Genomic DNA, 20,243 nt, shown 5'->3' on the forward strand with positions numbered 1-20,243 from the left:
CGGCCCTGGCGCGCCCTTGGCCCGGCGCCCCCTGGCCCCGGCGACCCCATGGCCAGGCGAGCCCATGGCCCGCGCCCTGCCTGGGGGCAGGGCGCGGGCCGGAGAAGCGGGAGCCGCTGTTCCGAGGTGCGGGGCGATCGTGGGAGGTGGGTGGGCAGGCGGCGAGTGAGGTGGGAGGAGGAGGGTGGGCGGGCGGGGGAGGGGGGAGGGGGCGGGCCCCCGGAGCGTCAACAAGGTGCCCCGGGGGTCACCGCCCCCCGGCCCCCGAGAAATACCGCCGGAAGCAGCCCGCGAAGCGGGCACAATGGCCTAGTGATGGTGGGCCGTCCGGCGTCGGGGGGCCAGGGGATTGGAGGCCCGGGTGAGCGATCTTCCGCGCAAGGCAGTGACCCGCACAGCACGGCTCGCCGCGCTGCCGCTGGGGATAGCCGGCCGTGCCACGCTCGGGCTGGGCAAGCGCATCGGCGGCCGGTCCGCCGAAGTGGTGACGGCCGAGCTCCAGCAGGCGACCGCCGACCAGCTGTTCAAGGTCCTGGGCGAGCTCAAGGGCGGGGCGATGAAGTTCGGGCAGGTGCTCTCCGTCTTCGAGGCCGCACTGCCCGAGGAGGTCGCCGGGCCGTACCGGGCCGCGCTCACCAAACTGCAGGACGCCGCTCCCCCGATGCCCGCCGCCAAGGTGCACACGGCGCTCGCCCAGCGGCTCGGGGACGGCTGGCGCGAGCTGTTCCTTGAGTTCGACGACCGCCCGGCGGCGGCCGCGTCGATCGGCCAGGTGCACCAGGCGGTCTGGCACGACGGCAGACGGGTCGCGGTGAAGGTGCAGTACCCGGGCGCGGGGGACGCGCTGCTCGCCGACCTCTCCCAGCTGAGCCGGGTCGCCTGGCTGCTCGGCCCGCTGATCCCCGGGCTGGACATCAAGCCGCTGATCACCGAGTTGCGCGAGCGCGTCTCGGAGGAGCTGGACTACGAGTTGGAGGCCCAGGCCCAGCGCCGGCACGCCGAGGAGTTCGCGGGCGACCCGGACATCGTGGTGCCGGTCGTGGTGGCGCAGGCCGACCAGGTGCTGGTCACCGAGTGGATGGACGGCACCCCGCTGGCCGAGGTGATCGCCAACGGCACTCAGGAGGAGCGCGACCGCGCCGGCCGGCTGCTGGCCCGGTTCCTGTTCGCCGGGCCGTCCCGGACCGGTCTGCTGCACGCGGATCCGCACCCGGGCAACTTCCGGCTGCTGAAGGACGACGGCCCGGTCGAGGGCTGGCGCCTGGGTGTGCTGGACTTCGGCACGGTGGACCGGCTGCCCGGCGGGCTGCCCGCGCCGATCGGGGCCTCGCTGCGGATGGCCCTGGACGGGGACGCGGCAGGCGTGCTGAAGATGCTGCGTGAGGAGGGCTTCGTGAAGCCCTCGGTCCAACTGGATCCGGACGCGGTGCTGGACTACCTGCTGCCGATCATCGAGCCTGCCGCGGTGGACAGCTTCCACTTCACCCGGGCCTGGATGCGGGCCCAGGCGGCCCGGATCGCCGATCCGCGCTCGCCCGCCTACAACCTGGGCAAGCAGCTGAACCTGCCGCCCTCGTACCTGCTGATCCACCGGGTGACGTTGAGCACCATCGGGGTGCTGTGCCAGCTGGGCGCCAAGGCACCGTTCCGGGCCGAGATGCTGGAGTGGCTGCCCGAGTTCGCCGGTGAGCGGCCCGCGGAGCCGGCCGAGCCGGTGGCCGTCCCCGCGAAGCGCACCGGCACGGCGGCCAGGAAGAGCACCAAGCCCACCCGCCCCTGAGCCGCCCCACAGCCACGACGGCCACGCCAACCACGTCGGCCCGCCGCAGCCGACGGCGCCGGCCCACGACAACAGCCCACGACAACGGCCGCAGGCCGCTCCCCGGAACGGGGGGCGGCCTGCGGCACGACGGGGGTCAGTCGGATCGGCGGCGAGCCGCCTGCGTCCGGCGCGTCACATCAGCGCGACGGCGAGCGCCTTGCGGGCCCGGAGGGAGGCCCGCTCAGCCCGCTGCCGGAGCCTGCGGGCCCGGACGACCCGGCTGACGAGGCGTTGCTCCTCCGCCTCGTGGAGCCTGTCTTGCATATGGGCACGGGCCAGGGATTCATGCAGGAGTTGCATTTCGAGGGTCCTGTTCTGGATCTGAAGTTCGGTGGTCTGCTCAGCGCGGACGGTCGGATCGATGGCGGCGGGGGTCATGTGGTGGTCCTGCTCGTGGTGCGTGCTCGGGAATGAAATGGTGCGGGCTGCTGCGTCGGCCTTGGCGGCGGCCATCCGTACGGATCGGCGGAGGGCGCTGTCCAGCGGGGGCTGCTCTCCCCGGCGGACCGCCCTGGCTTCGTGGGCGGGGTTCACGCCATGACCTCGGTCTTGCGCGGACGGCCACGCGGCCGCTTGCGGGCCACGACGACGCCCTGGACGAAGAGCTCGCCGCCCCAGACGCCCCACGGCTCGCGCCGCTCCAGGGCGCCGGCCAGGCAGACCTCCTTCACCGGGCAGGTGCCGCAGAGGGACTTCGCGTACTCGACGTCGGCGGGCGTCTCGGCGAAGAAGACCTCCGGGTCGAAGGCGCGGCACGGGATGGGGAGACCGAGCGCCTCGGCCTGCTCGATCGAGTTGAGCTGCATGAACGGAACCTCCGGAGGGTCGGCCTGGTCGGCCTCGTTGATCTGGCTTGTCGGCGGTACGGACGGGATGGGCGGCGTGATGACCGTGGACACTGTTGGCGTCTTCCTCGTCTTCTCAGTGGTTCCGGCCCAGTGGACTGGTGGGGCTGGGCCGGAGGCCCCGGAGGGCCTGGGTGGTCTTGCGTACCGGACAAAACAGAAGGGCCGCGGATCCCGGTGTGACGGGTTCCGCGGCCCTGGAGGTGCCGACCTGAGGCTGACTCAGGTTCGTTCTCTCCAGGGTTCAGGGCCGCGGAAGGCCCACATCCGGATGGCCTTGGCGCCGGTAAAGGCGGCCAGGACCTGGTTGATCTGCTGCTTGTTCTGCTTCTGGGCGTTCCCGGCACCGATGACCTGCGCATAGTCGCCATGCATGGCGGCGACTACGGCTGACTTCGGTGCCTGGAGCGGTCGCTCGTCGCACTCGGGACGCGACGTGCCGACCGGCGCCCAGTCACGGGACAGACCGGTCTCGACAGCGGTGCCTTCGACACTCCTGCCGCCCGCGAGGCACAGATCAGTGTGTCCAAGACCACTGACAGCGGAGGCGACGGAGACACCGGTGGTGCCGAGACCCAGACCGGTTCCACCGAGCTCGGCGTGCGCCCGCAGACGGGCGGCACGCAGGGAGGCAGCGACAACGGTCTGGCCAGTCATTTTGGTGATCATGATGTTTCCCACTGTCTTCGCCTCCTCTCGGCGTCTCGCGGAGCCTGGTTCCCCTGGCTCCGAATGTTCGGATGTCTGTCTCGGTGAAGCTGTGTGGCGAGGGGGATCGGCACAGGTGTCACCCCGTGCGACCGCGTCCCCTTGACCGCTCCGGCAGGCTATTGCGCTCCCGGTATGCCGCGCAAACTATTTTTCACGCGAGTTCACGGGACGCCATCGACGGCGCGATCCGCGCGACCTTCCGCGGCGGTTGTGAAGTCCCCCGAGCAGTCCCCTGGACCGCGCCCGTGCCGGCTCAAGCCGGATCGACCGGACCGTCGTCCTCGACGCCGTCCGGATCCTCCTCGGGCTCCTCCCCCGCACACAACGAGAGCACGGCTGCCCCGTACTTGTCCAGCTTCATGGCGCCGACCCCCGAGATCAGGGCCAGGTCCTGGCGGCTGGCGGGCACGTCCTCGGCGATCGCCATCAGCGTCGCGTCGGTGAACACCACGTAGGCCGGGGCGCCCTGCTTCTTCGCCTGGCCGGCCCGCCACTCGCGCAGCCGTTCGTACAGCGCCTCGTCCATCGTGGACGGGCAGTCCTCGCAGCGGCGCAGTTTGCGTTCGACGGCGTCGGTGAGCGGCTTGTCGCAGACCCGGCACTTGACCGGGCCGCGGACCCGTCGGCCGGCGGAGCGCTCGCCGGGCTCGATGCTCCCCCGGCCGCCCCGCGCGCCGGTGCGTGCGCCCGGGGCGGCGGAGCCGGGGCGCAGCCCGTCCATGAAGCGGCTGGGCTTGCGGGAGGCGCGGCCGCCCGGGGAGCGGGAGAGGGCCCAGGAGAGGCTGAGGTGCTTGCGGGCGCGGGTGACGCCGACGTAGAGGAGGCGGCGCTCCTCCTCGACCTGTTCGTCGGTCTTGGCGTAGATGATCGGCAGGGTGCCCTCGGTGAGGCCGACGAGGAAGACGGCGTCCCATTCGAGGCCCTTGGCGGCGTGCAGGGAGGCGAGGGTGACGCCTTCGACGGCGGGTGCGTGCTGGGCGGCGGCGCGGGCGTCGAGTTCGGCGACGTAGGCGGCGAGGTCGGTGCCCAGGCCCTCGGCGGTGCGGGTGCGCTCGAACTCCTCGGCGAGGCGGACGAGGGCGGCGAGGGACTCCCAGCGGTCGCGGACGGCGCCGGAGCCGGCCGGCGGTTCGGGGGTGAAGCCTCGGCTGGCGAGGACGGCGCGGACCTGGCCGGCGAGGTCGGGGGCGCCGGCGGTGAGCGGGTCGGCGGCGGCGCGGGCGGCGCCGCGCAGCAGGACGCCGGCGTCGCGGACCTCGGGACGCTCGAAGAACCGTTCGGCGCCCTTGAGCTGGTAGGGGACGCCGAGGTCGGCGAGGGCCTGTTCGTAGACCTCGGACTGGCCGTTGGTGCGGAACAGGACGGCGATCTCGCTGGCGCGCACGCCGGCGGCGAGGAGGTCCTTGATCCGGCGGGCGGTGGTCTCGGCCTCGGTGGGTTCGTCCTCGTACTCGGTGTAGACCGGTTCGGGGCCGGCCTCGCGCTGGGAGACGAGTTCCAGGCGGTGGCGGGCGGCCTCGCCGCGGGCCTGGGAGAGCAGCCCGTTGGCGAGGTGGACGACCTGGGGGGTGGAGCGGTAGTCGCGGACGAGCTTGACGACGGCGGCCTGGGGGTGGCGGCTGCGGAAGTTGAGCAGGTAGTCGGGGGTGGCGCCGGTGAAGGAGTAGATGGTCTGGCTGGCGTCGCCGACGACGCAGAGGCTGGCGCCGCCGTCGGGGCCGGTCCACCGGTCGAGCAGGCGCTGCTGGAGCGGGGAGACGTCCTGGTACTCGTCGACGGTGAAGTGCCGGTACTGGCTGCGGACCTGGTCGGCGATGTCGGGGCGGTCCTCCAGGATGGCCGCGGTGAGCAGCAGGACGTCCTCGAAGTCGATGTTGCCGCGGCGGCTCTTGGTCTCCTCGTAGACCCGGTAGACCTGGGCGGTCTCGGCGGGGTCGCGGGGGGCGTCGCGGCCGGACTTGGCGACGGCGGCGGGGTAGTCCTCGGGGGCGGTCTGGGTGACCTTGGCCCATTCGATCTCGGCGGTGAGGTCGCGCAGTTCGGTGCGCTGGACGCGCAGTCCGCAGCGGCCGGCGGCCTCGGCGACGAGCTGGACCTTGCGTTCGAGGAGCTGGGGCACCGGGCCGCCGATGGCGCGGGGCCAGAAGTACTGGAGCTGGCGCAGGGCGGCGGCGTGGAAGGTACGGGCCTGGACGCCGTCGGCGCCGAGCTGGCGCAGTCGGCCGCGCATCTCGCCGGCGGCGCGGGCGGTGAAGGTGACGGCGAGGACCTGCTGGGGCTGGTAGACGCCGCTGCGCACGCCGTAGGCGATGCGGTGGGTGATGGCGCGGGTCTTGCCGGTGCCGGCGCCGGCCAGGACGCAGACGGGGCCGTGCAGGGCGGTGGCGACGGCGCGCTGTTCGGGATCGAGCCCGGCGAGCACGGCGTCGGGGCCCGTGGCGACGCCGGGGTCGGCCCACGGGGAGCCGTGGGGGCCGTCGTAGGGGCTGCCGCTCAAGAGGTCATCCTGCATGCGTTCCATCCTCTCAGCCCGCCGGGACAACCCGGGCGGGGTTGTCCACAGGCCCGGTGTGATCGCAGGATGATCGCTCCGCTCTCGTGGGGATCCACCCCTGCGGAGCCGGTCCGCGTGCAGGTCCGAGTGCAGGTCCGCGCCCGGTCCACGCCCGGTCCGCGCCCCTTCGGGTTCCGGTCGGAATGCCTGCCGCCCGGTGGACGTTGCGGGTGTGAGACCGTACGAACCCCTCTTTCGAAGGAGCCCCCTCGATGTCCGGCACCGTGACGATGTACAGCACGACCTGGTGTGGTTACTGCAACCGGCTCAAGAGCCAGCTGGACCGTGAAGGCATCGGCTACACCGAGATCAACATCGAGGAGGACCCGGCGTCGGCGGCGTTCGTCGAGTCGGTGAACAACGGCAACCAGACGGTGCCGACGGTGCTGGTCCAGCCGGTGGGCGGCGGCGAGCGGGTCGTGATGACCAACCCGAGCCTGATCCAGGTCAAGAAGGCCCTGGCCGCCTGAGACGGCGGTGGCGGGCGGTGGACCGCGACCACGGGTCGGCACGCGTCACGGCGCGTCGGCCCGGGCCGGGTCGACCGGGGCGGCGGGGGCGGGCAGGGTGGTGCGCGCGCCGAGGTCGCCGATGCCGTAGACGAGCCGGCTGCGGTCGGCGGAGTAGCGGGTCTCGATGACCCGGACGGGGCCGCGCCGGTCGTAGGTGACGCGGGTCTGGACCATGAGCGGGACGCCGGGGCCGCCCTGGAACCACTGGGCCTCCTCGGGGCCGGGCATCCGGGCGACGAGGTGGTCGACGGCGCCGATCTCGGTGCGGCCGAGGGTGGCGAGGACGGCTTCGTCCCCGCCGTCGACGGGGTCGGGTTCCATCAGCGGGGTGCCGGCGGCGAGTCCGGCCCGGTAGTGGCTCTCCTCGATGGAGTACGGCTCACGGTCGAGCAGGCGCAGCTGGCGGCGGACCACGATGGCCTCGCCGGGGCGCAGGCCGAGGCGTTCGGCGATGTCGACGCGGGCCCGGACGATCATCATCTCGAAGTCGGTGCTGAGTTCGCGCCCGGCTTCGGCGGCTTCGCCGAGGTAGACGGTGGAGGGCGCGGCGAGGCAGTCGCGCGGCGCGGGGGGCAGGGTGGGTCCGTAGGCGCGGTGGTCGAGCACGGGGTGTTCGCGCAGGTAGGTGCCCTTGCCCTGGAGGCGGACGAGTCGGCCCTCGTTGACCAGGACGTCGACGGCCAGCCGGACGGTGTTGCGGGCGACGCCGTACTGGCGTTCCAGTTCGCTCTCGACCGGGAGGGCGGCGTCGGTGGTGAACTCGCCCTCGGCGATCCGGCGGCGCAGGTCCGCGGCGAGGCGCTGGTATTTGGGGGATTGGGCGGTGCCCCGGGGGATTGTCACCCGAGTGAATGTAGCGAGCGCGGTGACGCGGTTTCAGCCGTTTCCGGCAATGTCGTCCGCGCGGGTTGACGGTGGGGGCCCGGAAGTGTCCTGCGGTAGCAGAACTGGCCCGTCCGGCCACGAACAGCTGGTCGTGAGGGATTCGGGAAGGGCTTGGAAAGGAAATCGGGGGCGCGCGGCATAAGCCGCACGCCCCCTCAGGCACAGAAGTGCACAGCAGTGCACGGCAGTACCGGGAATTCGTACAGGATTACCAGCGCGCCGCCGACGGCAGCGGCTCGCCGTACCAGAGTTCGACCAGGTGGCGGGCGATCGAGATGCCGGAGGGCGGCAGGATCTCACCGGCCTCCATTCCGGCCCGCAGCTCCTCGCGGGAGAACCAGCGCGCCTCGGCCAGCTCCTCGCCATCCACGGTGATGTCGGTGCCGCCGGGCAGGGCCTTGCCGGTGAAGCCGAGCATCAGGCTGGACGGGAACGGCCAGGGCTGGCTGGCGACGTAGTGGACCTCGCCGACCCGCACCCCCGCCTCCTCGTGCACCTCGCGCGCCACCGCCTGCTCGATCGACTCCCCCGGCTCGACGAAACCGGCCAGCGTGGACCAGCGGCCCTCCGGCCAGAGCGCCTGGCGGCCGAGCAGGCAGCGGTCCTGCTCGTCGGTGATCACCATGATCACCGCCGGGTCGGTGCGCGGGTAGTGCTCGGCCGCGCAGGAGGTGCAGCGCCGCACGTGCCCGGCGCCGGCCTTCTCGGTCGGGTGGCCGCAGCGCGAGCAGAAGCTGTGCAGCCGGTGCCAGTGCTCCAGGGCGACGGCGTGCACCAGCAGGCCGGCGTCGCGGTCGGACAGCATCGTGCCGACCTCGCGCAGTCCGGCCGGGCGGGCGTCGCCGTCCAGCCGGCCGGGCAGGCTCTCGCCGGCCAGAGCGAAGTAGGAGACGCCCTCCGCGTCGGTGCCGAGGAAGTAGCGGTCCCCGGTCTGCGGCGCCTCGAAGGAGGGCAGGAGGACGAGTTCGGTGCCCTCGGCGGTGTCGACGACGAAGGCCTCGCCCCCGGCGATCGGCAGCACCCGGGTGGCGGGGTGGCTCCAGGCGGCCGCCAGCCAGGGCTCGTCGACCCGGTGCTCGGCCGCCCGGTCCACCCCGGCCCTGGCCAGGGCCAGGGCCCGCGGACGCTCGGTCTCAGGCACGGTGCTCACTTCGTTCCATCCCCACGTGGTGAATCATCCGGATGAGTGATCTGACTGCCATGGTGCGAAAGCGAGCGCGAGAGCTCGCTCACGCGCCGGGCCTGAAGTTCTCGGCCAGGTCGCCCCACAGGTAGGCGGCGGTCTCGACGCCCTTGGCCAGCAGGTCCAGTTCGACCTTCTCGTTGACCGAGTGCCAGCCGTCCGAGGGCACCGAGATGCCGAGGAACAGCACCGGCGCGCCCAGCACGTCCTGGAGGTCGGCCGCGGGACCCGAGCCGCCCTCGCGGGTGAAGAGGATCTTCTGCCCGAAGGCGCGGCCCATCGCGCGGACGGTGGACTGCAGCGCCGGGTGGTCCAGCGGGGTCAGACAGGGCCGGGTCGCGCCGGGGAAGACCAGCTCGTGCCGGATGCCCTCGGGGACCTGCTCGGCGACCCAGGCCCGGACCGCCTCGCGGACCTTCTCCACCTCCTGTCCGGCGACCAGCCGGAAGGACAGCTTGAGGTGGGCCGAGGACGGCACGATGGTCTTGCCGCCGGGGCCGGTGTAGCCGCCCCAGATGCCGTTGACCTCGGCGGTCGGACGGGCCCAGACCCGCTCCAGGGTGGAGTACCCGGCCTCGCCGCGGGTGCCGTACGACTTGGCGACGCGCAGCCACTGCGCCTCGTCGAAGGGCAGCTCGGCGAACAGCTCGCGCTCGCGCTCGGTCAGCTCCACGACCCCGTCGTAGAAGCCCGGGATCGCGACCCGGCGGTCGGCGTCGTGCAGGGCGGCGGCCAGCTCGGCCGCGACCTGGGCCGGGTTGGGGACGGCGCCGCCGAAGGAGCCGGAGTGGATGTCGGTGTCCGGCCCGTACAGGTCGAGCTGGGCGTCGGCGAGGCCGCGCATGCCGGTGCACACGGTCGGCGTGGTCTCGGACCACATGCCGGTGTCGGAGATGACCACCACGTCGGCGGCCAGCCGGCCGGCCTCGCGCCGGACCAGGTCGGCGAAGTGCGGCGAGCCGGACTCCTCCTCGCCCTCGACCAGCAGCTTGAGGTTGACGGCCGGCGCGGTGCGGCCGGTGGCGGCCAGGTGGGCGCGCACGCCCAGGGTGTGGAAGAACACCTGGCCCTTGTCGTCGGCGGCGCCGCGCGCGTACAGCCGGTCGCCGACCACGGTCGGGGTGAACGGCTCGGTGTCCCAGCCGTCCTCCTTGGCGGCGGGCTGCACGTCGTGGTGCCCGTAGACCAGGACGGTCGGCGCGGACTCGTCCCCGGACGGCCACTCGGCGAACACCGCCGGCAGCCCGTCGGTCTCCCACACCTCGGCCACCGGGAAACCGGTGTCGCGCAGCTTGGCGGCCAGCCAGTCGGCGGAGCGCCGCACGTCGCCGGCGCGCTCCGGATCGGCGGAGACCGAGGGGATGGCGAGCCACTCGGAGAGGTCGGCGAGGAACGCGGCCTGGTGCTGGTCGATGTAGGAGCGGACGGCGCTGTCCGGGGTTCTCGTCATACCGACGACTGTAGTTCGCCCGTGCGGGTGCCCGCCCCGGCCCTCCGGTTGCCGGACGCGGTCGGGGCTGTAACCTCCGTCACCCCCGCCGCCGGGAAGGGCGCACGGGGGTGACGGGAGAGCGCTACGGGCCTCAGCCGGTGCGGCGCAGCAGCGAGATCCGCGAGCGGGTGAGGACCGCGGCCAGGCCGGCGGCGAGCAGTGGCAGCACCACGACGGTGGCGGCGACGGTGGGCCAGGGGAAGACCACCGACGACCTGTCGGCGATCTCCTGGGGGCTCATCCCGGGGACGGTGCCCGCCAGGCCCTGGACCTTGCGCAGGGCCACGGCCGGCAGGACGCCGCAGACGGTGCCGAGCAGGGCCCCCATGGCGGCGATCACCCCGCACTGGAAGCCGGACAGCGAGCGCCGGATGCGCGGTTCGGCGCCGACCGCGGCGAGGGTGGTCAGGTCGCGCTGGGAGTCGGCGGCGGCCAGTCCGGTGGCGATGCCGGCGGCGCCGAGGGCGACCAGGGCGGCGAAGCCGGACAGGCCGAGGCCGATCAGTCCGGCCCGGGACTGGTAGCCGCGCTCCACCGAGAACTGGCTGCGCTCGCTGACCTTGGCCAGTGCGCCGTTGGCCTTCTGCTCGGCGGCGTCGGTGGGCGCGTTGGCGGGCAGCCAGACCGAGCCGGCCGGGGTGGTGCCGAGGCCGAGCCGGGTGGCGGCGTCGGGGCTGAGCACGGCCTGGCCGGGGGCCGGGACCGTGGGGTGGGCGAGGACGGCGTCGACGGTGTGCTCGGTGCGCACGGGCTTGGTCATGGTCGTGCCGCCGCTGGCGTTGTAGTCGACCGGCTCGCTGGTCTCGATGACGAGCTTGCCGTCCTTGACGTAACGCGGGTCGAAGACGACGGCCTTGCCGGCCGCGAGGGCCTGGTCGGCGGCCGGGTCGGTGACGCCGTAGAGGTTGCGCAGGAGGGTGGCGTCGCCGGCCGTCAGGGTGCTGAAGTGGTTGCCGCCGTGTTCGCGGACCTGGCAGCGCGGGTCGGCGGAGAGGATCCGGTTGATCTCCTCGTTGGTGCGCACGGTGTCGCCCTCGTAGGCGGGGCAGCGCAGTTCCGCGGGCAGTTCGACCCGGACGTAGCCGCAGGACCGGCCCCCCGAGCAGTCGCCCTTGTAGGTGACCCGGGCGACGTCGGCGCGCGGGCCGGCGTCGGGGATGGCGCGTTCCACGGTGTCGCGCAGCTGGGGCAGCAGCTTGGCGTCGTTGTCGCCGATCCAGCCGCCGAGCATGATGGCGCCGGCGGGGCCGGCGGCGACGTATTCGCGGCGCTGCTGGTCGTCGTAGCTGGCGAGGTAGATGCTGACCGCGACGGAGCCGGCGACGGCGGCCATCACGGCGGCGACGGCGGGCGCGGTGCGGCCGCGGTGGCGGACGGAGTCGCGCAGGGCGAGCCGGGGGCCGAGCGAGAGCCAGCGGCCGAGCTTGCCGAACAGGCCGACCAGGTACGGGGTGAGGGCGACCATGCCGAGCTCGGCGATGGCGGAGCCGCCGAGGACGGCGAGGCTGCGGCTGGCGAAGCCGCTGGTGGCGCCGAGCAGGGCGAGGGCCGTGCCGCCGGCGAGCATCAGCAGGCCGAGCAGGGCGAGTCGGCGGCTCGGGGGCTTGAGCGAGTCGCGGCCGGTGAGCGCGGCGACGACGTCCTGGCGGGAGGCCTGGACGGCGGGTACGACGGCGGCGAGCAGTCCGGTGACCAGGCCGACCAGGAGCACGCCGAGCAGGTCGAGCGGCTGCAGGTTGAAGTGGCCGAAGCGCTGGCCGGCGTAGTCCTCGGCCTGGGTGCGCAGCAGGGCGACCAGGGCGACACCGAGGCCCAGGCCGATGGCGGCGCCGGTGACGCCGAGGACGACGCCGCCGCCGAGGACGACCGCGCGGACGTTGGCGCGGTCACCGCCGGCCGCGGCGAGCAGGCCGAGCTGCCGCCGGGAGCGCCGGGCCCCGACGGCGAAGGCGGGGCCCGCGAGGAGCACGATCTCCAGCAGGGCCATGCCGGCGACCGTGCCGAGGATGACGACGGAGGTGCGGTCGAGGAAGGCGGTGGCGCCGCCGCTGTGCTGGTCCATCTGGACGTAGTAGGGGACGTCGGCGCGGGCGGGCGGGTCGAGCAGGACGGTGCGGGAGGCGACGGTGAAGCCGTAGCCGTTGAGTTCGGTGACCTTGGCCCAGTCGAGGGTGGCGCCGGCGGGGAGTTTGACCAGCCAGCGGGTGGCGGTGTCGGAGCCCTTGGCGTGGCCGGGGCCGGGAGCCTGGCCGGGGTTCTGGCCCTGGTCCGTGCCGGGGGCGCCGGCCAGCGGTCCGATCAGGGCGCCGGGCCGGGCGATGAGTTCGGTGGCCTTGAGGTCGCCGGGGAACTCGACGGCGGCGGTGAGGGTGAAGGGGGTGGACTCCAGTCCGCGCACGGTGGTGCGGTCGCCGAGCTTGAGGCCGGAGCGGTTGAGGAACTCGCGGGTGACGGCGGCCTCGTGGTCGTTGGCGGGGGCGCGGCCCTGGACCACGTTGACCCGGCCGTTCCAGACCGGGTCGGTCAGGTCGGCTTCGCTGGTCTGGGTGGTGAGCAGGCCCTCGGCGCTGCTCGCCGCCGTGCTGGGGCCGGCCTGGTCGGGCACCAGGGTGCTGCCGGGTGGGAGCAACTGCCGTGCCAGCTCGCCGGGTTCGGTGTTCAGGGAGCGCTGTTGGGCGGGGGTGTAGACGGGGGCGGCGCCGTCCTTGGCCTCGTACTTGGGGTTGTCGGTGATGGCGCCTTCGTCGGGGTTGGGGGCCTGCTTGACGGCGGCGCCGCGTTCGCTCAGGTTGAGTTCGGCGTCGGACTGGCCCATGATCCGCACGACCCGTTCGGCGGGTTCGAGGGTGGAGCTGCGGTAGAACACGTCGGCGCCGGTGACGCCGAGGACGGGCAGCGCGACCATCGCGATGACCAGGGCGCTGCGGCCCTTGGCGCGCAGGGCGTCGCGGCGGGCGATGCGCAGGGCGAGCCGCCAGGCGCTGAGCTTCACTCGTCCACCTGCTTGCTGTTCGCGGCGGCGCTGACGAGCAGGCTGGCGGCGTCCTGGCTGACGGACTCGTCGACCATCCGGCCGTCGCGCAGGAAGACGACGCGGTCGGCCCAGGCGGCGTGCCGGGCTTCGTGGGTGACCATCATGGCGGCGGCGCCGGCGTCGCAGCGGGCGCGCAGGACGGCGAGGACGGCCTCGCCGGTGGTGGAGTCGAGGGCGCCGGTGGGTTCGTCGGCGAGGACGAGGCGGCGGTCGCCGATCAGGGCCCGGGCGATGGCGACGCGCTGCTGCTGGCCGCCGGACATGTCGTCGGGGAAGCGGTCGGCGAGTTCGGGGATGCCGAGTTCCTCCAGGGCGGCGAGGGCCTCGCGGCGGGCGGCGCGGGCGGACAGGCCGTCGAGTTCGCGCGGCAGCGAGATGTTCTCGGCGGCGGTGAGGGCCGGTATCAGGTTGTAGTCCTGGAAGACGTAGCCGACGGAGCGGCGGCGGACCTGGGCGAGCTTCTTGCGGGTGAGTCCGCCGAGGGCGACGCCCTCGACCAGGACCTGGCCGGTGCTCGGGCTGTCCAGGCCGCCGGCGAGGGTGAGCAGGGTCGACTTGCCGGAGCCGGAGGGGCCCATGACGGCGACGAACTCGCCGGGGTGGACCTTGAGGTCGACGCCGCGCAGGGCCTGGACCTCGGCGGCGCCTTGGCCGTGGACGCGGGTGACGTTCTCCAGGTGCAGCACCGGTGTCGGCCGGGACTGTTGGGTGTGGGACACGGTTCCCCCCTTGTGCTGGGTACGGGTTCGGCGCCGCGGCGCCCGCCGGTGGTTCGGGTGGCGGGGCGCGGCCGCGGCGGCGGGTGGTTTCGGGTGGCCGGGGACGGCTGCCGCGAGTGGTGGTTCCGGGTGGCCGGGCACGGCTGCCGCGAGTGGTGGTTCCGGGTGGCCTGGCGCGGCCGCGGCGGCTCTAGGCGTTGCTGCGGCGGCCGAGCCGCTTGGGTTTCGCGGCGCCGTCGCGGGCGGCCTCGGCGGCGCGGGCCTGCTGGAGTTCGGCCTGCTGGGCGAGCCGGGTCTCACAGTGGTCGAGCCAGCGGATCTCGGCCTCGGTCTGGAAGATCAGCTGGTCGAGGACGAGCAGCCAGGCGAGTTCGTTGCTCTCCGAGGGCACGGTGCCGGGTCTGGTCTCGCCCGCCAGGGCGCGGCCCTTGAGCCGGGTGTAGTCCTGGAGCGCCTTGATGCTGTGCCGGCGCTGGCCCTGGACGACGGCGGAGACGTCCACCCCGGGGACGGTGACGGCCATGGCGAGCTTGATCGCCAGTTCGTCGCGCGGGGGGCTGGTCCGGGGCACCGGGGTGTCGAACCAGGCCCGCAGTTCGGTGCGGCCGGCGTCGGTGACGGCGTAGAACTGGTGGCCCTCCTCGTCCTCGCCGGCGGCTTCGACGAGGCCGTCGCGTTCGAGTCGGGACAGCGTGGTGTAGACCTGCCCGACGTTGAGCGGCCAGGTGGCGCCGGTGCGCGCCTCGAACTCGGTGCGCAGCTGGTAGCCGTAGCGGGGGCCCTGGTCGAGCAGGGCGAGCAGACCGTGGCGGATGGACATACTCAGTATGTATACCCGGTATGCCCCACGGCCTCAAGCCGAGCCCCCTCCGGTACCGTCGTGCGGTGTGAGCCAGTTGCGCATCGCCACCTTCAACCTGTTGCACGGTCAGCCGCTCGCCCCGGACGGCGCGCCACTGCCCTACCCGGCCGACGCCGGAGGCCCGTTGGCGCAGGCGGTGGCCGCACTGGACGCCGACGTACTGGCCCTGCAGGAGGTGGACCGGCACCAGGGGCGCTCGGGCGGCACCGACCAGGCGGCGGTGGCGGCCGCGGCGATGGGCGCCGGCGACTGGCGCTTCGCCGCCGCGCTGCACGGGCGCCCGGCGCCGGTGGCGGGCTGGGTGCGGGAGCCGTCCGGGCCGAACGGACTGCGGGTGTACGGGCCGGCCGAGATCGGCGACGGCGCCGCGCCCTCGTACGGGACGGCCCTGCTGACCAGGCTGCCGGTGCGGCACTGGCGGGCCCGGCGGTTCGCCCCGGCGCCGTTCGGGCTGCCGCTGCGGGTGGCCGGGCGGCGCGGGCTGACGCCGGTGCCGGACGAGCCGCGGGCGGCGCTGGCCGCGGTGCTGGAGGGCGAGCGCGGGCCGTTCACCGTGGTGGCTGCGCACCTGTCCTTCGTGCCCGGCTGGAACATGGCGCAGCTGGCCGGGATCCGGCGCTGGATCGCCGACCTGCCGCAGCCGTACCTGGTGCTGGGGGACTTCAACCTGATCGGCGCGGTGCCGCGCACGGTGCTCGGCGGGGCGACGGCGCTGGAGCGCACCGCGCCGCGGGCGCGGGTGCGGGAGCTGCGGGCGGCCCGGCGGGCCCGGCCGGCGCTGGCGGAGCCGCGCCGGCGGCGGGTGCGCGAGCCGCGGGCCCGGCTCCAGGGCTGGTACGACCTGGCGCGCACGCCGACCTATCCCGCGCACCGGCCGGCGGTGCAGTTCGACCACGTGCTGGCGGTGGGGGTGCCGCGCGCGGCGGTGGGCCCGGCGGCGGCGCCGCACGCCGGGGTGTCGGACCATCGGCCGTTGCTGGTCCGGGTGTCGCTGTAGGGCGTTACCGGCTGGTCAGGACGCCCGCCTGCTGGGGCAGGTGGGCGAGGGCGGGCGGGGTCGGGTCGTACTGCAGGAGCAGCATGGCCGCGTCGTCGCCGAGTTGGCGGCCGACGTGGCGCACCACGTCCTCGTGCAGGCGCTGCAGGACGTCGGCCGGGCGGCCGTCGGCGCAGCGCGGGAAGCGTTCGGCGAGCGGGTAGAAGGCGCCGGAGCGGTCCCGGGCCTCGATCACCCCGTCGGTGAACAGCAGCACCCGGTCGTCGCCGTGCAGCGGGACCCGGTGCACCGGGGGGCGGACGTCGGCCGGGTCGAGGACACCCAACGGCGGTACGGTCTCGGCGAGTTCGAGCGGCTGGACGAGGCCGCCGCGCAGCAGCAGCGGCGATGGGTGGCCGCAGTTGACGAGTTCGGCGGTGCCGTCCGGTCCGACCCCGATCAGGACGAGGGTGACGAACTCCTCCTCCACGCCCGGGTGGTCGTTCTCGTGCAGGGCGCGGTCCAGGCTGACCGCCAGCCAGCCGGCCACCCGGTCGAGGGCGGGCTCCTGGTGGGCGGCCTCGCGGAACGCGCCGAGGACGGCGGCGGCGGTCTCGACCGCGCCCAGGCCCTTGCCGCGCACGTCGCCGACCACGGCCCGGACGCCGTGCCGGGTGTTGACGACCTCGTACAGGTCGCCGCCGATCCGGGCGTGGGCGGCGGCGGCCTCGTAGTGGACGGCGGCGCGCACGCTGCCGACCCGCTCCGGGACGGGCCGCAGCAGGACCCTGCGGGCGATCGAGGCGACCAGTTGGGCGTCGGCCAGGGCGCGTTCCTGGCGCAGCCTCAGGGTGGCGCTGACCCAGCCGATCGTGGCGACCAGCAGGATCGCGATGACACTGGCGGCGTGCACGGACTCGCCGAGCGCGTCGCTGCGGAAGGCCATCAGGAAGGCCGCCGCCTCGGTGCCCAGCCCGATGACGAGCGGGTACCAGGTGCGGTGGCTGACCACGGCGGCCAGTGCGGGTACGGCGGTGAGGGCGGGTTCGACCGTCACCTCGGTGCCGCTGAGGTAGTCGAGGGCGACGATCAGCGCCATGCCGATGAAGGGCAGCGCGAGCGCCGTCCTCGGCCAGGTGCCGGTCGTGCCCGGAGCGGGTCCCGGGGTCGGCCCGGTGAACCGCTCTCTGATCCATCCGGTCGCGCTCAACTTCGGTCTCTCCAGCAGAAGGCGCCGATGCCGGGGGCACCTGCGGTGATGACTGAGGGTCAGGGAATGCGGGCCTCGCTGGCGGCCGGAATACGGGGTTGACCGGTTACCGACCCCACAATAGGCGCGAAACGTGCACGACGCACAGGTTTCGGGCGTCGGCGCGATGACTCGGGTGCTCTGCGTGACTCATTAGTCACTGTTCCCGATCAGGAGCCGTTCCAACTCTTTTCGGTCGGGAAGTCCTTCCGGTCGGACGATCCGCCCGCTGCGGACGTACAGGAACGACGCCGTGACCTGCTCGGGATCAACGCCCACCTGCTCGGCCCAGGCCAGCCGGTACACCGCGAGCTGCAGCGGGTCGGCGGTCTCCTCCCGGTGGGTCTTCCAGTCCACCACTTCGTAGCGTGACGCACCACCGGATTCCGACACCCCGTCACCGTCCCGGTAGACCGCGTCGATCCGGCCGCGCACCACCCGCCCCGCCAGCACCAGTTGGAACGGCGCCTCCACCCGGTACGGCCGGCGCCGGGCATACGGGGTGCGCAGGAACGCCTCCTTGAGCCGCTCCAGGTCCTGCTCGTCCTCGATGCCGTCGTCGTCGGCGCCGGGCAGCGCGCCGGGCTCGATCAGCAGCAGCGGCTCGATCCGGGACTGCACCCAGGCGTGGAAGCGGGTGCCGCGCCGGGCCGCGGGCTGCGGGGGGCGCGGCATCGGGCGGGCCAGGTCGTGGGCGAAGCCGTCCGGATCGGCGGCCAGCCGCATCAGCTGGGTGGCGGACAGCGCGGCCGGCAGCGGCACCTCGCGGGCGGTGCGCCGGGAGCGCTCCAACTCCCCCAGCAGCGCGGTCAGATCGCGGTCCCAGGAGGCGACCTGGCGCCGGTCCTCGACGGCCATCGGTTCGGGCCCGGGCCCGCCCTGAGACGCCGGGTCCGCCCGTACCGCGCCGGCGATCCCGGCGCGCACCACTTCGGCGACCCGGCGGCGGGCGTGCTGGGCGGCCGGGTCCAGCGGCAGCGGCCAGGGGCGCTCGACGGCGGCGGCCAGCGCCGGGTTCTCGGCGCCCTTCTCCGGCTGCTCGGCCCAGTGCTCGACCTCGCCGGCGCCGGGCTGCTCGCAGTGCGCGCGCAGCTGCTCCAGGAAGGCGGACGGCCCGCGGACGGTCTTCTGGCTCGGCCCCCACCAGTGCCCGGAGGCCAGCAGCAGGGACTTCGGCCGGGTGAACGCCACGTAGCCCAGGCGCAGTTCCTCGGTGCCGGAGTGCTCGGCCAGCTCCTTCTTGAAGGCGGCCATCGACTTGGCCGTCCAGCCGCCCCGCACGTCGGGCAGGGTCGCGCGGTCGCCGCGCAGGGCGTGCGGGAGCACGCGCTTGGTGCTGGTCCAGCGTTCACGCGGGGAGCCGGACGGGAACGCGCCCTTCACCAGGCCGGGGACGGCCACCACGTCCCACTCCAGGCCCTTGGACTTGTGCGCGGTGAGCACCTTCACGGTGTCCTCGCCGCCGGGCAGGCTGCTGTCCAGTCCGCGCTCGTACTCCTGGGCGGCGCGCAGGAAACCGAGGAAGGCGGCCAGGCCCGGGTCGCCGTCCAGGTCGGCGAAGGAGGCGGCGACGTCCAGGAAGGCGTGCAGGGTCTCCCGCCGCCGGGCGGCCAGCGCCTGCGGGGAGGCCGCGAGTTCGACCTCCAGGCCGGTGGCGGTCAGCACCCGGTGCAGCACGTCCATCAGCGGGTCGGCGAGCGCGCGGCGCAGCTCGCGCAGTTCGGTGGCGAGGCGGGCGAAGCGCACCCTGGCCTCGGCGGAGAACGGCAGGTCGTCGGGCTGGTCCGACTGGAGGAAGGTCTCGACCGCGTCGGCCAGCGAGACCACCTCGGTCGGGTCGGCCTCGGCGACGGCCGCGGCCAGCGCCTCGACGCCCTCGGGCCGCTCGGTGCGCACCAGTTCGGCGGCGCGGCGGCCGAGCAGGGCGAGGTCGCGCGGGCCGATCCGCCAGCGCGGGCCGATCAGCAGCCGCACCAGGGCGGCGTTGGCGGTCGGGTCCTGGAGCACCTCGCAGACGGCCACCAGGTCGGCCACCTCGGGCAGTTGCAGCAGCCCACCGAGGCCCACCACCTCGACCGGCACCTCGCGGGCGACGAGCGCGGCGTGGATGTCGGGGAAGGCCGCGCCGCCGCGGCACAGCACGGCGATCCGGCCGGGCGCGGTGCCGGTGCGCACCAGGTGGGCGATGGAGTCGGCGAGCCAGTCGACCTCCTCGGCGTGGGTGGGCAGCAGCGCGGCCCGCACGGAGCCGTCCAGTTCGGCGCCGGGGGCCGGGCGCAGCGCCTCGACGCCCTCGTGCAGGGCGCGCAGCGGGGCGGCGAGTTCGTTGGCGAAGGCGAGCAGCCGGCCGCCGCTGCGGCGGTTCTCGCTGAGCGCGTAGCGGTCGGCGGGGCGGCCGTCGGCCTGGGGGAAGTGCCGGGGGAAGTCGTCGAGGTTGGCGACGGAGGCGCCGCGCCAGCCGTAGATGGCCTGGCAGGGGTCGCCGACGGCGGTCACCGGGTGGCCCCCGCCCTTGCCGTCGGGGCCGCCGCCGAAGAGTCCGGCGAGCATCAGGCGCTGGGCGACGGAGGTGTCCTGGTACTCGTCCAGCAGGACGACCCTGAACTGGCCGCGGAGCAGTTCACCGACCTCGGGGCGCTGCTGGGCGAGACGGGCGGCGGCGGCTATCTGGTCGCCGAAGTCCATCAGCCCGGCGCCCTGCTTGCGGCGGCGGTAGTCCTCGACCAGGCGCAGCAGTTCCAGCCGGGCGCGAGCGGTGGCGGGGACGGCCCGCAGGTCGTCGTTGCTCAGCTTGACGGTGGCGAGGGTGTCGAGCAGTTCCTCGTCGTACGCGCGCAGCGTGGCGGGCTCGACCAGGTGCTCGGCGAGTTCGCCGTCCAGGGCGGTGAGGTCGGCGACGAGGTTGGCGAAGGTGCCGGTGAGGGCGGGGAAGGGGCCGCGGGCGGTGCGCAGCACCTTGGCGGCGAGCTGGAAGCGGGTGGCGTCGGCGAGCAGCCGGACGTCGGGTTCGATGCCGATCCGCAGGCCGTGTTCCTTGAGCAGCCGGCCGGCGAAGGCGTGGTAGGTGGAGATCTCGGGTTCGCCGAGCGGTTCGGCCTCGTCCCGGTCGGTGACGCCGGCCCGGAGCAGGGCGGTGCGGACGCGGTCGGCGAGTTCGCCGGCGGCCTTGTTGGTGAAGGTGAGGCCGAGCACCTCCTCGGGCCGTACGGCGCCGGAGCCGACCAGCCAGACGACCCGGGCGGCCATCACGGTGGTCTTGCCGGAGCCTGCGCCGGCCACGATCACGGCCGGGGCGAGCGGGGCGCCGATGGCGGCCATCTGTTCCCGGTTGAACGGGATGCCCAGCAGCTCCTTGAGCTGGTCGGGATGGCTGAGCACGGCGGTCACCCCGCAACCGTA

The 20,243-nt window shown here is 74.1% G+C and carries 15 protein-coding genes; 3 read left to right on the forward strand and 12 right to left on the reverse strand.

Annotated features, from left to right (window positions below):
• The first annotated feature begins 361 nt into the window (after window positions 1-361).
• On the forward strand, window positions 362-1,780 hold the full coding sequence (locus ACZ3YL_RS19425; RefSeq protein WP_465658685.1) for an ABC1 kinase family protein: 1,419 nt from the start codon (window positions 362-364) through the stop codon (window positions 1,778-1,780).
• 174 nt (window positions 1,781-1,954) lie between these two features.
• Here ACZ3YL_RS19425 and ACZ3YL_RS19430 read toward each other — a convergent pair whose 3' ends face one another.
• From ACZ3YL_RS19430 to ACZ3YL_RS19445, 4 genes are all read right to left on the reverse strand, one after another.
• The gene (locus ACZ3YL_RS19430) at window positions 1,955-2,275 is read right to left on the reverse strand and encodes a hypothetical protein (RefSeq protein ID WP_188304955.1); all 321 of its coding nucleotides are present in this window, start codon (window positions 2,273-2,275) and stop codon (window positions 1,955-1,957) included.
• A 77-nt stretch (window positions 2,276-2,352) separates the two neighbouring features.
• Window positions 2,353-2,721, reverse strand: a complete 369-nt coding sequence (locus tag ACZ3YL_RS19435) for a WhiB family transcriptional regulator (protein ID WP_411292958.1) — start codon at window positions 2,719-2,721, stop codon at window positions 2,353-2,355.
• Between the two features lie 168 nt (window positions 2,722-2,889).
• Window positions 2,890-3,348 (reverse strand): hypothetical protein, encoded by a 459-nt coding sequence (locus ACZ3YL_RS19440; RefSeq protein ID WP_188304954.1) that lies wholly within the window; start codon window positions 3,346-3,348, stop codon window positions 2,890-2,892.
• A gap of 283 nt (window positions 3,349-3,631) precedes the next feature.
• Window positions 3,632-5,899 (reverse strand): ATP-dependent DNA helicase UvrD2, encoded by a 2,268-nt coding sequence (locus ACZ3YL_RS19445; RefSeq protein WP_465658688.1) that lies wholly within the window; start codon window positions 5,897-5,899, stop codon window positions 3,632-3,634.
• Between the two features lie 245 nt (window positions 5,900-6,144).
• Here ACZ3YL_RS19445 and ACZ3YL_RS19450 point away from each other — a divergent pair, with 245 nt between their 5' ends.
• Window positions 6,145-6,402, forward strand: coding sequence for a mycoredoxin (locus ACZ3YL_RS19450; protein WP_188304952.1), 258 nt, complete (start codon window positions 6,145-6,147; stop codon window positions 6,400-6,402).
• A gap of 45 nt (window positions 6,403-6,447) precedes the next feature.
• Here the strand turns inward: ACZ3YL_RS19450 and ACZ3YL_RS19455 are convergent, their stop codons facing one another.
• The 6 genes from ACZ3YL_RS19455 to ACZ3YL_RS19480 all read right to left on the reverse strand — a co-directional run bounded on the left by ACZ3YL_RS19455 (window position 6,448) and on the right by ACZ3YL_RS19480 (window position 14,577).
• On the reverse strand, window positions 6,448-7,287 hold the full coding sequence (locus ACZ3YL_RS19455) for a GntR family transcriptional regulator (protein ID WP_465658691.1): 840 nt from the start codon (window positions 7,285-7,287) through the stop codon (window positions 6,448-6,450).
• A gap of 250 nt (window positions 7,288-7,537) precedes the next feature.
• A complete protein-coding gene (gene nudC, locus ACZ3YL_RS19460) occupies window positions 7,538-8,479 on the reverse strand; it encodes an NAD(+) diphosphatase (RefSeq protein ID WP_188304950.1) in 942 nt (313 codons plus the stop codon).
• A gap of 79 nt (window positions 8,480-8,558) precedes the next feature.
• Window positions 8,559-9,962, reverse strand: a complete 1,404-nt coding sequence (locus ACZ3YL_RS19465; protein WP_188304949.1) for a dipeptidase — start codon at window positions 9,960-9,962, stop codon at window positions 8,559-8,561.
• Between the two features lie 133 nt (window positions 9,963-10,095).
• The gene (locus tag ACZ3YL_RS19470; protein ID WP_465658696.1) at window positions 10,096-12,996 is read right to left on the reverse strand and encodes an FtsX-like permease family protein; all 2,901 of its coding nucleotides are present in this window, start codon (window positions 12,994-12,996) and stop codon (window positions 10,096-10,098) included.
• Complete coding sequence (locus ACZ3YL_RS19475) at window positions 12,993-13,757, reverse strand: ABC transporter ATP-binding protein (RefSeq protein ID WP_465658698.1); 765 nt, start codon at window positions 13,755-13,757, stop codon at window positions 12,993-12,995. Before ACZ3YL_RS19475 ends, ACZ3YL_RS19470 begins: the two co-directional genes overlap by 4 nt.
• Window positions 13,758-13,947: 190 nt before the next feature.
• Entirely contained in the window at window positions 13,948-14,577 is a 630-nt protein-coding gene (locus ACZ3YL_RS19480) for a PadR family transcriptional regulator (protein WP_188304947.1), read from the reverse strand.
• Between the two features lie 67 nt (window positions 14,578-14,644).
• On the opposite strand from ACZ3YL_RS19480, the gene ACZ3YL_RS19485 reads away from it, so the two are divergent.
• Window positions 14,645-15,616, forward strand: coding sequence for an endonuclease/exonuclease/phosphatase family protein (locus tag ACZ3YL_RS19485; RefSeq protein ID WP_465658701.1), 972 nt, complete (start codon window positions 14,645-14,647; stop codon window positions 15,614-15,616).
• Window positions 15,617-15,620: 4 nt separating this feature from the next.
• On the opposite strand, the gene ACZ3YL_RS19490 is transcribed toward ACZ3YL_RS19485, so the two are convergent.
• Both ACZ3YL_RS19490 and ACZ3YL_RS19495 read right to left on the reverse strand, forming a co-directional pair.
• Window positions 15,621-16,805 (reverse strand): PP2C family protein-serine/threonine phosphatase, encoded by a 1,185-nt coding sequence (locus ACZ3YL_RS19490; RefSeq protein ID WP_188308018.1) that lies wholly within the window; start codon window positions 16,803-16,805, stop codon window positions 15,621-15,623.
• Between the two features lie 192 nt (window positions 16,806-16,997).
• The gene (locus tag ACZ3YL_RS19495; RefSeq protein ID WP_465658703.1) at window positions 16,998-20,231 is read right to left on the reverse strand and encodes a UvrD-helicase domain-containing protein; all 3,234 of its coding nucleotides are present in this window, start codon (window positions 20,229-20,231) and stop codon (window positions 16,998-17,000) included.
• Window positions 20,232-20,243 lie beyond the last annotated feature (12 nt).

The organism is Kitasatospora sp. NPDC023176 (assembly GCF_055560495.1).

Coding starts and splice junctions, on each gene's coding strand:
- ACZ3YL_RS19445 (WP_465658688.1), bottom strand. CDS start 5,899: ATGGAACGCATGCAGGATGACCTCTTGAGCGGCAGCCCCTACGACGGC.
- ACZ3YL_RS19450 (WP_188304952.1), top strand. CDS start 6,145: ATGTCCGGCACCGTGACGATGTACAGCACGACCTGGTGTGGTTACTGC.
- ACZ3YL_RS19465 (WP_188304949.1), bottom strand. CDS start 9,962: ATGACGAGAACCCCGGACAGCGCCGTCCGCTCCTACATCGACCAGCAC.
- ACZ3YL_RS19480 (WP_188304947.1), bottom strand. CDS start 14,577: ATGTCCATCCGCCACGGTCTGCTCGCCCTGCTCGACCAGGGCCCCCGC.
- ACZ3YL_RS19430 (WP_188304955.1), bottom strand. CDS start 2,275: ATGGCCGCCGCCAAGGCCGACGCAGCAGCCCGCACCATTTCATTCCCG.